The 13,810-nt window shown below is 41.7% G+C and carries 14 protein-coding genes; 7 read left to right on the top strand and 7 right to left on the bottom strand.

Features of this window, described 5'->3' with window-relative positions; all coding sequences use genetic code 11:
• Window positions 1–12: 12 nt before the first annotated feature.
• The 5 genes from LX64_RS16090 to nusB form a co-directional block, all read right to left on the bottom strand.
• Window positions 13–732, bottom strand: coding sequence for a hypothetical protein (locus LX64_RS16090; protein WP_111598711.1), 720 nt, complete (start codon window positions 730–732; stop codon window positions 13–15).
• 59 nt (window positions 733–791) lie between these two features.
• Complete coding sequence (gene coaE, locus LX64_RS16095; RefSeq protein WP_111599091.1) at window positions 792–1,376, bottom strand: dephospho-CoA kinase; 585 nt, start codon at window positions 1,374–1,376, stop codon at window positions 792–794.
• 91 nt (window positions 1,377–1,467) lie between these two features.
• A complete protein-coding gene (gene yajC, locus LX64_RS16100) occupies window positions 1,468–1,821 on the bottom strand; it encodes a preprotein translocase subunit YajC (protein WP_111598712.1) in 354 nt (117 codons plus the stop codon).
• 27 nt (window positions 1,822–1,848) lie between these two features.
• Complete coding sequence (locus tag LX64_RS16105) at window positions 1,849–2,286, bottom strand: DUF1573 domain-containing protein (protein WP_111598713.1); 438 nt, start codon at window positions 2,284–2,286, stop codon at window positions 1,849–1,851.
• Between the two features lie 113 nt (window positions 2,287–2,399).
• Window positions 2,400–3,296 carry a transcription antitermination factor NusB gene (gene nusB, locus LX64_RS16110; protein ID WP_245952708.1) on the bottom strand — a complete coding sequence of 299 codons (897 nt, stop codon included), beginning with the start codon at window positions 3,294–3,296 and terminating at the stop codon, window positions 2,400–2,402.
• Between the two features lie 350 nt (window positions 3,297–3,646).
• Between nusB and LX64_RS16115 the strand changes: the two genes are divergently transcribed.
• From LX64_RS16115 to LX64_RS16145, 7 genes are all read left to right on the top strand, one after another.
• Window positions 3,647–3,928 (top strand): co-chaperone GroES, encoded by a 282-nt coding sequence (locus LX64_RS16115; RefSeq protein ID WP_111598715.1) that lies wholly within the window; start codon window positions 3,647–3,649, stop codon window positions 3,926–3,928.
• Between the two features lie 59 nt (window positions 3,929–3,987).
• Window positions 3,988–5,622, top strand: coding sequence for a chaperonin GroEL (groL, locus tag LX64_RS16120; protein WP_111598716.1), 1,635 nt, complete (start codon window positions 3,988–3,990; stop codon window positions 5,620–5,622).
• A gap of 163 nt (window positions 5,623–5,785) precedes the next feature.
• Entirely contained in the window at window positions 5,786–6,277 is a 492-nt protein-coding gene (locus LX64_RS16125; RefSeq protein ID WP_111598717.1) for an FKBP-type peptidyl-prolyl cis-trans isomerase, read from the top strand.
• A gap of 37 nt (window positions 6,278–6,314) precedes the next feature.
• Window positions 6,315–7,178: an FKBP-type peptidyl-prolyl cis-trans isomerase gene (locus LX64_RS16130; RefSeq protein WP_111598718.1), complete on the top strand. Its 864-nt coding sequence runs from the start codon at window positions 6,315–6,317 to the stop codon at window positions 7,176–7,178.
• Window positions 7,179–7,368: 190 nt separating this feature from the next.
• Complete coding sequence (locus LX64_RS16135; protein ID WP_111598719.1) at window positions 7,369–8,796, top strand: L-serine ammonia-lyase; 1,428 nt, start codon at window positions 7,369–7,371, stop codon at window positions 8,794–8,796.
• 86 nt (window positions 8,797–8,882) lie between these two features.
• On the top strand, window positions 8,883–9,422 hold the full coding sequence (locus LX64_RS16140) for a DUF7935 family protein (RefSeq protein WP_111598720.1): 540 nt from the start codon (window positions 8,883–8,885) through the stop codon (window positions 9,420–9,422).
• A gap of 267 nt (window positions 9,423–9,689) precedes the next feature.
• Window positions 9,690–12,101, top strand: a complete 2,412-nt coding sequence (locus LX64_RS16145; RefSeq protein ID WP_111598721.1) for an ATP-dependent DNA helicase — start codon at window positions 9,690–9,692, stop codon at window positions 12,099–12,101.
• A 58-nt stretch (window positions 12,102–12,159) separates the two neighbouring features.
• Here LX64_RS16145 and LX64_RS16150 read toward each other — a convergent pair whose 3' ends face one another.
• Window positions 12,160–12,741, bottom strand: a complete 582-nt coding sequence (locus tag LX64_RS16150; RefSeq protein ID WP_111598722.1) for a hypothetical protein — start codon at window positions 12,739–12,741, stop codon at window positions 12,160–12,162.
• Window positions 12,742–12,893: 152 nt separating this feature from the next.
• Window positions 12,894–13,790, bottom strand: a complete 897-nt coding sequence (locus tag LX64_RS16155) for a hypothetical protein (protein ID WP_158538643.1) — start codon at window positions 13,788–13,790, stop codon at window positions 12,894–12,896.
• Window positions 13,791–13,810: the final 20 nt, after the last annotated feature.

Below are 13,810 nucleotides of genomic sequence, written 5' to 3' on the forward strand. Positions count from 1 at the left end.
GGAAGGGTTTCTTTATTTAGAGACTTGTTGAAGACTATCGAGGAATTTTGTTTGCGACACTTTGATATAATTCAATAAATCGTATGGTGCTGCATCTTGTAAAAACTGGAAGCTAGGCCGGTATTGCCGAATAAATTGTTGTAAAGTATCGCCTCTGAAACCTGTACGCGCTGCAATCATGTCTTCCGAGAAGTTATGATCTACATATTTCTCCTGTTCGTACGTTAGCAAACGTTTTTTGAACGTGAATTTCTTCTTATTGGTTTGAAATTGGAGTACGCGGTAAAGGTTATTAATATTCACTGCCGGGGGAATAATATTTACCACCCTTGTCCAGTGAGGCAATTTATACGTCATCATATTGCCGTATTCTTTGCGCCGAAGAATGGAGTCGGTTTCGTAGCTTTTGCCGGTAATTTGTACCGGGCGTAAGGTGAAGGCGGTTTCTGCCATTATAATCATGGCAGCTTGAAGGTTCCGTACGATGTGCTGCTTAGGTTCAAACCCCATCCTAATAAACAACAAAGTATCTCCCACCTTTGCATCGATGGAAAAGGTGCCTGTTACACCGCTGATGGTACCTTTTTTAGAATGTAGGTTTTGTATACTAACGGCATCGATCGGAGCACTGGTTTTGTCCATCACCACCCCTTGTACTTGGGATTGTGCATGTATTTCAGCATATAAGCAGCTGCATAATAGCAATAGGATAACAGGTAAAAGTCGCATCATAGAATGTTCATAGAATAGCGCCTTAAAACTACAAGCAAAACTCTTAATGTTACGTTAAACTATCCTTTCAGTAATTGCTCATGAATGGCTAAAACTTGCGGGATAACGGCTTGTTGCTCGTCGTTGTAGATCACGTAATCCGCTAATTTTTTCTTGATGTTTTCGTCCATTTGTTTGTACATACGTGCGTATACATCGTTTCTCGACACACCATCGCGTTGCATAACGCGGTGAATACGTAATACTTCCGGGGCGAACACGGTAATCACTTTATCGGTATGATGGAATGATTCGCTTTCGAAGAGTAAAGCGGCTTCTTTTAGTACGTAGGGGGCGTTTTGTTCCTTTGCCCAACGTTCCGAATCGCGGATAGTGGCTGGGTGCACAAGGCTGTTGAGTACATCGAGTTGCTCTTGGTCGTGAAACACGATATTGGCGATGTATTTACGGTTTAGCTTGCCTTGGTCGTCGTAGGCGTTGCCACCGAAATAGTCGCGGATTTGGGAAACGAGTTGGGGATCTGTTTCCATAATATTCTTTGCTGCCGTATCGGCGTAATAAACGGGGATTCCCAATACTTCGAAAATCTTTGCCACGGTGCTTTTACCCGAGCCAATGCCACCTGTTAATCCAATGATTCGCATAAGGGTATGGTAAGTTCTGATTTGAACTGTTAAGATAAAAAAAATCCAAATACGCAACGTATTTGGATTTCTTTCTTATATCGAAAAAAGATTATTTCTTTTCTGCTGTAGCTGCTGCATTAACAGTAGCTGAGTATTCTTTAGAAATAGCCACGCGTTCGATGGTTAAATAAGTACCTGTAGATACTTCGATTGTCAAGGTATTATTTTCAGGATTGATTTTCTTGATTTTACCATGGATACCTGCAATAGTAACGATTTTATCGCCTTCTTGTAAGTTATCGATGAATTGTTTTTGCTCTTTCGCTTTCTTAGTTTGAGGGCGAATCATGAAAAGCCACATCACTAAGAACATACCTCCTAAAAACAATAAAGAACCAAAGCCGCCGAAACCGCCGCCTTGCGCTTGACCAAGAACGGTCGCATTGAGCAAGTTAATGTACATCGTAATAATAGTTTGTTGTTGTTATAATTAATTCTCCGCTACGATCGTAGCTGTAATCTTTGCTCCTTGGAACAAAGGTTCTTCTGTATTTGCTTTGATCGTAATGTCTTTTTCTTGATACCCCGCTTTGCCTTTACTGTCGAAACGCACTTTCAAATACTCTGTTTCTCCTGGTTTAATAGGGCGTTTCGGCCATTCTGGCACGGTACATCCACAACTCGTTACCACGTCTTCAATGATCAAATCCTTTGTACCGTTGTTGGCGAATTTAAAATTATATTCTACCACTTGGCCCGGTGTAATGTTTCCAAAGTCGTGCTCTGGATTTTCAAAGGTCATTGTCGGGAATCCTTTAGCGGTATCAGCTGTTGCAGCTGTACCTTCGGTTGCGGGCGTACTTTTAGTGTTCGACTGGCACGCTGCCAGCATCACGCAACACGCTAAAGTGTAAAAGAAAGTTTTCATATGCACAGGCAATTTTGCGTAAAAAATATTGGGCTAAAGTCGATTCCGTTCCAAAATACGGGTTCGACGGCCGTAAAAGTAATGTTATATCGCTAGTTGCAATAACAATTCTTCTATTTTTTTGCGCGGTCGACCTTTTTCACTTGGTGAGCCGTTTCGAGGTCTTTCAGGATATTATCCAAAATACCGTTTACGAATTGGCCACTTTGTGGTGTGCTATAAGCCTTTGCGAGGTCGATATATTCGTTGATAGTTACTTTCGTAGGAATCGTAGGGAAGTACAAGAATTCGCACACGCCCATTTCCATCAGTAACATATCTACAGCCGCGATACGTTCCGGGTCCCAATTTTGGAGTTTTGGCTTGATGAGTTCAAGGCAATACTCTTTTTTGTCGATCACGGTGGCTAATAATTCCCTTGCATAGTCGATTTTCTCTTTGCTGATCAGCTGGAGGAAATTGAATAATTGGGGTTTATTGAAGTAATTGTTGACTAACAATGCCATCATACCGGCATCATCGCCCCAATGGAGGAAGGTATCTTCCATGTGTTGCATGAATTCTTCGCTTTTTTCCAAGATTTCCTTGAAAATATACTCGAGGATATGCTTTTCACCTGCTTTATTGCGAGCAGGCTCGGCAATATAGGTTTGATAAGCCTCGGATTCAGTCAACTGCGTATATAGTTTGCGCGTCAACTCTGGGTTGGGCAAAGTTTTCAGTTTCCACTGGTCGAGGTTCACTTGGAACCCTTTATCGTTTAGTAACTGGTAGATGTACTCGTTACCTGCGATTTTTGTGTTCACGTTGAGATCAGCTTCGCTCGGCAGGTGTTTTGACGACCTGGTGAGGGAATCCGTTTCTGCATACAGCGCAACGCTGGCAACGGAATACAAGAGGTAGGTGAATACCATGCTTGTTTGATCTAACTTTTCGTTAAGCAAACTTGTGGCAGTGCCCGGTTTTACCGTGCCTGGCTCCATTGTATCGAGTGCATACAATGTTTGCATAACCTTAACCCTGATGTTTCTTCTACTAATCATGTACGCTAAAGGAAAATGGCCGCAAATCTACGTTATAATACTTACTTGCAAAAATTTGGTTTTAGAATGGTTTGTTAAAATGATGATTTTGTGGGGTTTACGATTTTTGGGGAGGGCGAGGTGACTGGAATTTTGGCAGATGGGAGAATTAGGGCCTGACATTTTTGGTAATGTATGCCAGACATTTCTACATTTGTGCCTTATTTCTATCTTTGCGAACTGCAAATTTGGCTCTATCGTGCCATTGGCATAATTCTCGTGCAAGCGAGAGACATTCAACTATACTTTGTTTAAAACTGTTTTAAAACAACAATAATATGGCTAAGAAATTAAGTATTAAACCTTTAGCTGACAGGGTGATCGTAAAACCTGCAGCAGCAGAAGAGAAAACCGCTGGTGGCATCATCATCCCAGATACTGCAAAAGAAAAGCCGCAAAGAGGTACAGTAGTTGCTGCTGGCCCTGGTAAAAAAGACGAGCCGGTTACTGTTAAAGTTGGCGACACTGTATTATACGGTAAATATGCAGGTACTGAGATCAGCCTTGAAGGCGTAGATTACTTAATCATGCGTGAATCAGATATTTTAGCGATCGTTTAATTCCACACGGAAACCAGCTAAAAACTACTCCACAATTCAATCTTAAATTATTACAGATCATGGCAAAACAAATATTCTTCAATATCGACGCTCGTAACAAAATGAAAAAAGGCGTTGATACTTTGGCAGATGCCGTTAAAGTTACCCTCGGACCAAAAGGCCGTAACGTAGTTATCGAGAAAAAATTCGGTGCACCAGGTGTTACTAAAGATGGTGTTACGGTGGCAAAAGAAATCGAATTAGAAGACCCAATTGAAAACATGGGTGCGCAAATGGTGAAAGAAGTAGCGTCTAAAACTGCAGATATCGCAGGTGACGGTACAACTACAGCTACAGTATTGGCGCAAGCTATCATCGGCGAAGGTTTGAAAAACGTAGCTGCCGGTGCTAACCCAATGGATTTAAAACGTGGTATCGACAAAGCGGTTAAAACAATCGTAGCGAACCTCGCTAAACAATCTGAAAAAGTTGGTAACGACAATAAAAAAATCGAACAAGTAGCTACTATCTCTGCTAACAACGATAACGAAATCGGTAAATTGATTGCGCAAGCCATGCAAAAAGTTACCAAAGATGGCGTTATCACTGTAGAAGAAGCAAAAGGTACTGACACAACTGTAGAAGTTGTTGAAGGTATGCAATTCGATCGTGGTTACCTTTCTCCATACTTCATCACGAACAGCGAAAAAATGCAAGCTGAATTGCAAAATCCTTACATCTTGATCTACGATAAGAAGATCAGCGCGATGAAAGACATTTTGCACATTCTTGAAAAAGTTGCACAACAAGGCGCTCCATTAGTGATCATCTCTGAAGATTTAGAAGGTGAAGCTTTAGCTACTTTAGTAGTTAACAAATTACGCGGTACTTTGAAAGTGGCTGCTGTAAAAGCGCCAGGTTTCGGCGACAGAAGAAAAGAAATGTTGCAAGATATCGCTACCCTCACTGCAGGTATCGTTATCAGCGAAGAACAAGGTTACAAATTGGAAAATGCTGACTTAACTTACTTAGGTCGTGCTGAATCTGTAACAATCGATAAAGACAATACTACAGTTGTAGGTGGTAAAGGTAAAAAAGCCGATATCCAAGCTCGTATTGGTCAAATCAAAGGTCAAATCGAAATTTCTACATCAGACTACGATAAAGAAAAATTACAAGAACGCCTTGCTAAATTAAGCGGTGGTGTGGCTGTATTATACGTAGGTGCTGCTACAGAAGTAGAAATGAAAGAAAAGAAAGATCGCGTAGACGATGCTTTACACGCTACTCGCGCTGCCGTTGAAGAAGGTATCGTACCAGGTGGTGGTGTTGCTTACATCCGCGCTATCGAATCTTTAGATAAATTGAAAGGTGATAACGAAGATGAAATGACCGGTATCGCTATCGTTAAACGTGCGATCGAAGAACCATTACGCCAAATTACTGCTAACGCAGGTATCGAAGGTTCTATCGTAGTACAGAAAGTGAAAGAAGGTAAAGGTGACTTCGGTTTCAACGCTCGTACTGAGAAATACGAAAAAATGCTTGCTGCCGGTGTTATCGATCCTACTAAAGTTAGCCGTATCGCTTTAGAAAACGCTGCCTCTATTGCAGGTATGTTGTTAACTACAGAATGCGTTATCGCTGATAAACCAGAACCTAAATCAGCTGCTCCTGCAATGCCAGGCGGTCATGGTATGGGTATGGATTACTAATCGACGATCCTCATCAACTATACAAGGCGCCCGTTTCTTACAGCGGGCGCTTTTTTTATGCAGTTTTTCGTACTATTTTCATATTGGCGTGTAACTTTATTTAGTTGCTCCACGTTTCAACATAGAACACATGTAAACGTATTTAACGGTAACTCTTATTTCGATGAAAAGAATTTTATTCCTGCTAGTTGTTGCCTGCCTTACTTTTACGAGCTGTATGAAGAATGAAAGCGCAGTGATGGATTATAATGATCCCGGGCAAGCTGGCGATACCGCTATCATGAAATATATCCAATCCAAGAACATTGAGGGTGTATTGCGCGATTATTCCGGTTTGTACTATAAAGTAATCGAGGAAGGCAATGCCGGTGAAATGGTGAACTCCAACAGCGTCGCCATCATTTCATATAAAATGGTACTTATCCCTGAAAATAAAGAGATTGAAAACTCGCAAGGGATTCCCACTTCTTTTAACAACCGTAAACTGAAAGATCATATTATTGGCTGGCAAATCGGGTTGCGGAAAATTGGGAAAGGTGGCGTAATTTGGTTATATATTCCCCCCTATTTAGCTTTTGGGAATGTAGGGGTGGATGGACTCGTACCTCCCAATAACAGTTTATTCTGTGAATTAAAACTGATAGACATTAAATAAGCAAACATATTTTTATTATCAAAATCAGCATTATTGTATGAAGCATTTCTTTTGGATCGTTGGGCTCGCCATGGCCACTTTATTTGTTGCCTGTAACAAGAATGATTATAACGAACAAGACCAAATCCGTATCGACAACCAAAAAATCGAAGAATATTTCACTGCTAAAAATATCACCGGTTTCACAAAAGACCCTGCCGGCTTCTACTATAAAGTAATAGAACCAGGTACAGGTGCTACCATTATCGATTCTTGCGAAATTAACTACGGCTACAGAAGTACCTTAGTAGGTAGCGAAACGAACATCGAAAAGGTTGATAGTGCTGTTAACTACGTATTCACCATCATCCGCGGCTTACGCTTATCTTTCCCTAAAGTAAAAATCGGCGGTAAAATCCAAGTGTATGTACCTTCGCCTTTAGCTTTCGGTCAAACCGGTAATGCTAAATACCCTGGTAAAACACCTCTTTTCTTCGAATTAGAAGCTAAAAAACTCGTTTCATCTTTCAATAAAGAAACACAAATCGCTATTGAAGATGTAGCGATCCAAAAATATATTACTGACAATAAGTTGACAGATAGCTTAACAAAAGATCCTAAAGGTTACTACTACCAAATTAAAGATCCTGGTACGGGTGCGGCTATTTCTGCTACTTCTACCGTTACTGTTAACTACACAGGTAAATTATTCAGCGGTTCTACGTTCGATTCTGGCACCGGTAAAGAATTCGGTTTGTCGGGCTTGATAGAAGGTTGGAAACTCGCTATTCCTAAATTAAAAGTAGGCGGCGAAATCTACATGATTCTTCCTAGCCCTTACGCGTATGGCCAGTATGGTGCCGGTTCTATCCCGCGCAATACACCACTTATCTTCACGGTGAAAGTAACCAACGCGAAGTAAATTCTTACAAGGTTTTATACATCATACATAACAGCGGTCCAGCATGCCTGGGCCGCTGTTTTATTATAATCTTGTCATTTTTTATCATATACTTTTGTTCGAACGCCCATAATACCTTTATTTCACATCTCTTTGCATAGGTAGAAGGTAAACTATGCTTACATTTGAACAACAATAAAATCTAATTCCCGTGGCACACGAGTGCATTTCTGTTTTCGATATTTTCAAGATCGGCGTAGGCCCGTCTAGCTCGCATACGTTAGGTCCATGGCGCGCCGCCATGCGATTCCTGCAAAGCTTAGAAGCTAAAAATAGGTTGACCGACGTCGTCCAAGTTAAAATCTTGCTCTACGGTTCATTGGCTAAAACAGGCCATGGGCACGGAACCGATATTGCCGTGCAATTAGGTCTTGCCGGCGACGATCCTGTTACTTTCGATGTGAATATGATCGACTCCAAGATCAACGATATCCGGAGAAACAAGAAGTTAGTATTGAATGGTCGCCACGAAATTGATTTTGATCCCTTAATCGACCTCGAGTTCTTATACGACGAATCGCTCCCCTTCCACCCGAATGCTATGACATTGCTCGTTAGCTTTTCGGACGAAGAGCAAATTGCTGAAACATACTACTCCATAGGCGGTGGTTTCGTGGTGCAAGAAGGCGATAATGGCGGAGCTTCCCAATCGGTTGACCTTCCCTTCCCCATCGATACGGCCCAACAACTGCTACAATGGTGTATCAAAACCGGCTATTCTATTTCGGAAGTGGTGATGGAAAACGAAAGCGCTTGGCGCTCTGAAGCAGAAACCCGCGCCGGCGTACTAAACATTTGGAAAGTAATGCAAGCCTGTATTTACCGTGGCTGCCATACTACCGGCGAATTACCCGGCGGGCTGAAAGTAGCACGTAGAGCAGCTGCCCTGAACAAAAAGCTCCTTCAAGGCAGAACATATTCCGATTATACTACCTGGGTACAAGCCATCCGCGATGGTGGCAACCACTTTGCTTATACACTAGATTGGGTAAGCTGTTTCGCACTAGCCGTGAACGAAGAAAACGCTTCTTTCGGGCGCGTAGTAACAGCTCCTACCAATGGTGCTGCAGGTGTAATCCCAGCGGTTTTACAATATTATATTACCTTCTGCGACGGTTTAAACGATGATAAAATCTTGCAATTCATGCTAACCGCCTCAGAAATTGGTAGTATTTTCAAGAAACGTTCTACTATATCGGCCGCTATGGGCGGTTGCCAAGCGGAAATCGGCGTATCGTCGGCCATGGCTGCAGCTGCGCTTACAGAAGCATTGGGTGGTACCCAACGTCAAACCTTAATGGCCGCAGAAATTGCGATGGAACACCACTTGGGATTGACTTGCGATCCAATTGGCGGGCTGGTACAGGTGCCTTGTATTGAACGCAATACAATGGGCGCCATTAAAGCCATTACAGCGTCGCAATTGGCATTACATACCAACCCAGAGCTCGCAAAAGTATCATTAGATGCTGTGGTTAAAACAATGTGGGAAACCGCCTTGGATATGAACTCGAAGTACAAAGAAACATCTGACGGAGGTTTGGCTGTGAATATCCCGATTAGTTTGCCAGAATGCTAGGATTTTTTATTAATAATTGAAAATTCAAATAGTAAACATAATAAATTACAATTATATTTGTTGCCGAACTAAGTATACCATACCAAATGAACTCGCAAACTTTATTGACAATCGTACTGACTGCTGGTGCCTGCTTCTTCCTTTACACCATTGTAAAAGACTTCATTGTGAAGAAAAAAGTAGATGCTCCAACCCCTACCCCGAGTCATAACGGAAGTGATGACAAAAACAAAGTGATCTTGCCTTTGCAATTAGCTGCTTATGAAAGATTAGTGTTATTTGTTGAACGTATCACGCCACAAAGCCTCATTGGCCGCGTGTATACCCCGGGTTTGACAGTTGTAGACATGCAAATTGGTCTAGTACAAACCATTAAAGCCGAGTTCGATCACAATATTGCGCAACAGATTTATGTTACACCAGGCGCTTGGGAAGCTGTTAAAACAGTCAAAGAGCAAATGATCTCTATCATTTACCACATTGCCAACAAAATGCCTTCAGATGCACCAGCTGTTGAATTTAACAAGCAATTGATAGAAGTATTCATGAACTCTACAGAAGCATCGCCTTCGGATATTGCTGCTAATATCCTAAGCGTGGAAGCGAAGAAGTTGATGCACGCATAAGATTTCAATTAAATAATATATTAGAAAGGGCTTTCTCTATTTGGAGGAAGCCTTTTTTTTTGCCGAGGGTGAGCGATAAGTTATGCCGTTTTATCGGGGCTATGATTGGTTTCTTCAAAATAAATACGGCCACCTTGGAAGGAGGCCGTTTTAAATGTGGTTAGGGGAGTTTATTTGTAGTTTTCAATTCTAATGTAAGCAGCATTTGGGAAATAGGGTGTTAAGTGGCTGTTAAACGCTAGGTTGTTTGTGTATATTTGCGGCAGAATGAAAAATGCGAAACAGCTGGAACGTAATTGGACGCTTGCCTTTCAACAATCGAATTTGGTAGATGGTGTAACAGGGAAATTTAATCCTGTATTTGCGCAACAACTTTTCTATGGAAAGCATAACAATGATTACCCAGCACAGTTTCCGCATCATTTTAACGAGTTGTATACTACTTATTTGGAGCTGGATGAAAGTGAGGCGCTGAGGCAATTGATTGTATTTTGGGAATTTATAGGGATACAGATTTCTTTCGAAGAAGTAAGCGGGTATTTACAAGCTTATCCAAACCAATTAAGCCAAATCTTCAAAAAGACTTATTACATTCTTAAAACATTAGCACATCGAACAGCGGAGTTGGATATTACCAACCCGTATGTCGAAAACCGCAATGATATTTTCTATTTGCTGAATATCGTTTTACACAAGGCGAATAACAACGATCAGCAACAACTACAGTTGTTCGAAGATGTGGATTTACCTACGTTATATAACCGGTATGTAAATATCCCGGAGGGATACGAAAAAGATCCCATCATTCAACATCTCTTCAACACGATCGAAAAATCGAATACCTCGTTTTTTATCACAGGGAAAGCCGGTACTGGTAAGTCTACCTTCTTACATTACTTCGCACAACAATCGAAGAAAAATGTATTAATGACCGCCTTTACTGGTATTGCCGCGATTAATGTGGGCGGTGTTACGTTGCATTCTTTTTTCAAGTTCCCACTAAAACCTTTGTTGCCGGGAGACGAAGAAATCCCCATTTTCAGGCAGCAAGCGCAAGCGCGGAAAATCATTGAAAAAACACACACCATTGTTATCGACGAGGTATCTATGCTGCGCGCAGATATTTTACAAGCCATCGATTATTCCTTGCGCATGAATGGCGGCAACCACAAGTTGCCCTTCGGTGGTAAACAAATTTTGTTGGTAGGTGATATCTTCCAGTTACCTCCCGTGGTAAATCACCAGGACGAAGTAGAGAAGCTGATCTTTACGGAAGTGTACAAAAGTGAATACTTCTTCGACGCACCAGCCTACGCAGATCTCAATCCTACGTTCTTTGAATTCAAAAAGATTCACCGGCAGAAAAATGACCAAGCTTTCATTAACCTGCTAAACGAAGTACGTGCCTGCGAAACCACGGGCGATACGATTAATGCCATCAACAAGCAATACGATCCCACTTATTCACCACAACAAGATGAATTCGCGATCACACTTACGAGTAACAACCCAATTGCTAACACGGAAAATGCACGTAAACTAGCGGCGCTGCCCTACTCTACTTACAGGTTCGAAGCTACAATCCATGGCGATTTCCGCGAAGATCGTTACCCTACGCATAAAACTTTAGAACTGAAGAAAAATGCACAGGTCATCTTCATTAAAAATGATGTATCACCCGATACACCACGGCGTTGGGTAAATGGTACAATTGCCAAGATCGATTTTATCTCCGACGACCTACTTGAAATTCGCTTGCAAGATGGCTCTACGCATAAGCTAGTACCCGAAACTTGGGAAAATAGGCAATATAAATACGATCGTGAAAAACGGAGAATTGTGTCGACGGTGATTGGCACTTTTACTCAGTACCCAGTAAAGCTCGCTTGGGCTATTACAATACATAAAAGCCAAGGCTTAACGTTCGATAATGTGATTATTGACTTAGGTCGTGGTGCTTTTGTAAACGGGCAAGTATACGTAGCATTAAGTCGTTGTAGAAAACTCGAAGGCATACATCTTCGCCAGCCACTACGTACAGAGGATATTATTGCTGATGAACGGATTATACGCTTCTACCGCACGCAAGAAAATGCGGTGCACTTATTCATTTCGTATGAAGATTTCTTCTTAAAGCATCCTGAATTTGCATTACAATACATTGCTTTACATGCACCACTCACGGAAGAACAAATCGAACTACATTTTAACAAACTAACTTCGGGAAAAGCTTATTACTCGCATTTCTTAGACGATTCCCAAGAAATCGTGCCATCCGATTTGGGCCTTGCTTACAATCCAAATATTCGTTGGACACCTGCATTACAAAGTAAGTTCAGTATCGGCCTTCCCCACCCCGTTACGCAAGTATTAAAAGGCGTTGCCGAACAACTTCCTTTACAATTGGCACATGAATTACAGATGCTTAACAACAGCTTATGGGCCTTTGCTATGAGCCAAGGATATGTGAAAGAAGAAGCAAAAGACCAAGTAAATTTCGGGTTACATGAGCACCTGCTTCAACCACCATTATTTGGTAAATTAAGTCTTGAAGAGATCGCCACTTTATACGTTACGCAAAAGAACATGTTACTAACGAACCCATCAATATGGGGAAACACGATGGAACAGGTATTAACGCCGGCGTTAGTGGAAACTTTGCTGAATGGGATTGCATAAAAACAAAACAGCCCCAAACATTTGTTGTTTGGAGCTGCCAATTATGTTTGCGCTGTCTTTACTGCACACCATACACGATAAATCCTTTCCCGAAATTACCTGGATCGTGTTTAACAGTTAACTTGCGTGTACGTATTTGCTCTTCTCCCGCTACCGTTTTACCCATTTCGTACACGGAATCGATTGATTTATACACAGCTGCATTAATAGGAGAAAGGTATTGAAGATCGTAAAATAGGCTATCATTGCGCTTCGATAGCAATGACATACTTGGATAAGACCCTGTATTTAAGATACTTACATTAAAAGGCTGTGCGTCTTCAAATTTATACTTATGTATGGTACTTGTGTACTTAAAGTAGTAAGATGGAGCATCCATTATTCCACTGGGTGTTTTTACCACCTTCGCATTAATCACATAAAAATATCCCAGTTCACGGCCAGGGAAGTCACTTACATAAGTGTAATACTGGTTGCTTCTATTTTTATTATCGAACACCCTAAAATTAGTTCCTTCCTTATAATGATCTAAATATAACACTACACTTTTCCCATCTTTGGGATGACTAGGATCAAATTCTTTGGAACAAGCGAGGAACAATAAAGGCACAAAAAGGAGTAATAGGGTAATTTTTTGCATGATGTAGTTGAGTTAGGAGTAAATGGAATAATGTATGGCACTTTCCTTCCGTTTGAAAAGGCTTCAACAAGATAGAAAAATTTGCTGACATTATACAATACTTCCACCCAGCTAAACCAAGATATAAGCCATAGCGTAATCAAGTAGTTGCCCTACCGCCACCCTCTTCCCCCAAACACATACGATGCGCCAATCATTGGGCCATTATAGCCCCATTTTAGGGTTCCATTAAAGCGGTCGCGTTCAGCATCCACTTTTATGTTTAAGCCCGTAAAACCGGCGAAAACTTGCAAATGTTCAATTGGTTGGAAAAGTACGGATACCGTGCCTGCTAATATCCGGCCATGGTAATCGTCAATCGTGAGGGCTAAGTAGTTAAATTCGGCATTTACAGCCCATTTGGGGCTGAATGCGTAGCCACCCCATATCCCGAAATTGGGCAAAGGTGCCGTTACATCGTAATCCGTTTCTTTTTCAAGACTAGCATTCTGGCCATATACGCCTATACCTACCTGTGCTCCTACAATGTGGGCACCTATGGAAGCTCCTATCTCAAACTTCTCCTTCTGCACAAAGGCGTAGCCATAGCTTACCCGGAAGATATCTGTGTTGAAGAAGGCATGCACGTGGCTGTTCACGTTATAGGTTTCGTCTTTGAAAGATATGTCGCGGTTGATGTAATAGTCGGAATTGCGGTATAACCTGTAATAACTCGCATCTAATCGAGACCGGCGAGAAATACGCCATTGAAAGTTACCTAGAAAGGTGACGGAGTTATTGTTAAATCCCAAATCATCCTCGAAGTCGATCTCCGTGCCGAGCCGACCTCCTGTGCCATTTACTTGGATATTGGTATTATTCCAAGGAACATATAGAGCACCCGTCACTTTAAACCGCGTAACATACCAAGGCACTTCATGTGGCTTCTTACCGCCACCACCTTCTGTTTCGGAGGTCAGTTGCTGCTGCGCAAACGTGAGATGTACTGGAATTAACAATGCACACGTTAAAACTATACGTGCCATTGTGCGAAGGGCCAACTGTAACATAGTAATTAAGTTTACTACCT

Source organism: Chitinophaga skermanii (assembly GCF_003259335.1).
Taxonomy (GTDB): domain Bacteria; phylum Bacteroidota; class Bacteroidia; order Chitinophagales; family Chitinophagaceae; genus Chitinophaga; species Chitinophaga skermanii.

Coding starts and splice junctions, on each gene's coding strand:
- yajC (WP_111598712.1), bottom strand. CDS start 1,821: ATGTACATTAACTTGCTCAATGCGACCGTTCTTGGTCAAGCGCAAGGC.
- LX64_RS16145 (WP_111598721.1), top strand. CDS start 9,690: ATGAAAAATGCGAAACAGCTGGAACGTAATTGGACGCTTGCCTTTCAA.
- LX64_RS16090 (WP_111598711.1), bottom strand. CDS start 732: ATGATGCGACTTTTACCTGTTATCCTATTGCTATTATGCAGCTGCTTA.
- LX64_RS16155 (WP_158538643.1), bottom strand. CDS start 13,790: ATGTTACAGTTGGCCCTTCGCACAATGGCACGTATAGTTTTAACGTGT.
- LX64_RS16105 (WP_111598713.1), bottom strand. CDS start 2,286: ATGAAAACTTTCTTTTACACTTTAGCGTGTTGCGTGATGCTGGCAGCG.
- LX64_RS16140 (WP_111598720.1), top strand. CDS start 8,883: ATGAACTCGCAAACTTTATTGACAATCGTACTGACTGCTGGTGCCTGC.
- LX64_RS16115 (WP_111598715.1), top strand. CDS start 3,647: ATGGCTAAGAAATTAAGTATTAAACCTTTAGCTGACAGGGTGATCGTA.
- groL (WP_111598716.1), top strand. CDS start 3,988: ATGGCAAAACAAATATTCTTCAATATCGACGCTCGTAACAAAATGAAA.
- LX64_RS16130 (WP_111598718.1), top strand. CDS start 6,315: ATGAAGCATTTCTTTTGGATCGTTGGGCTCGCCATGGCCACTTTATTT.
- nusB (WP_245952708.1), bottom strand. CDS start 3,296: ATGCAAACATTGTATGCACTCGATACAATGGAGCCAGGCACGGTAAAA.
- coaE (WP_111599091.1), bottom strand. CDS start 1,376: ATGCGAATCATTGGATTAACAGGTGGCATTGGCTCGGGTAAAAGCACC.
- LX64_RS16150 (WP_111598722.1), bottom strand. CDS start 12,741: ATGCAAAAAATTACCCTATTACTCCTTTTTGTGCCTTTATTGTTCCTC.
- LX64_RS16125 (WP_111598717.1), top strand. CDS start 5,786: ATGAAAAGAATTTTATTCCTGCTAGTTGTTGCCTGCCTTACTTTTACG.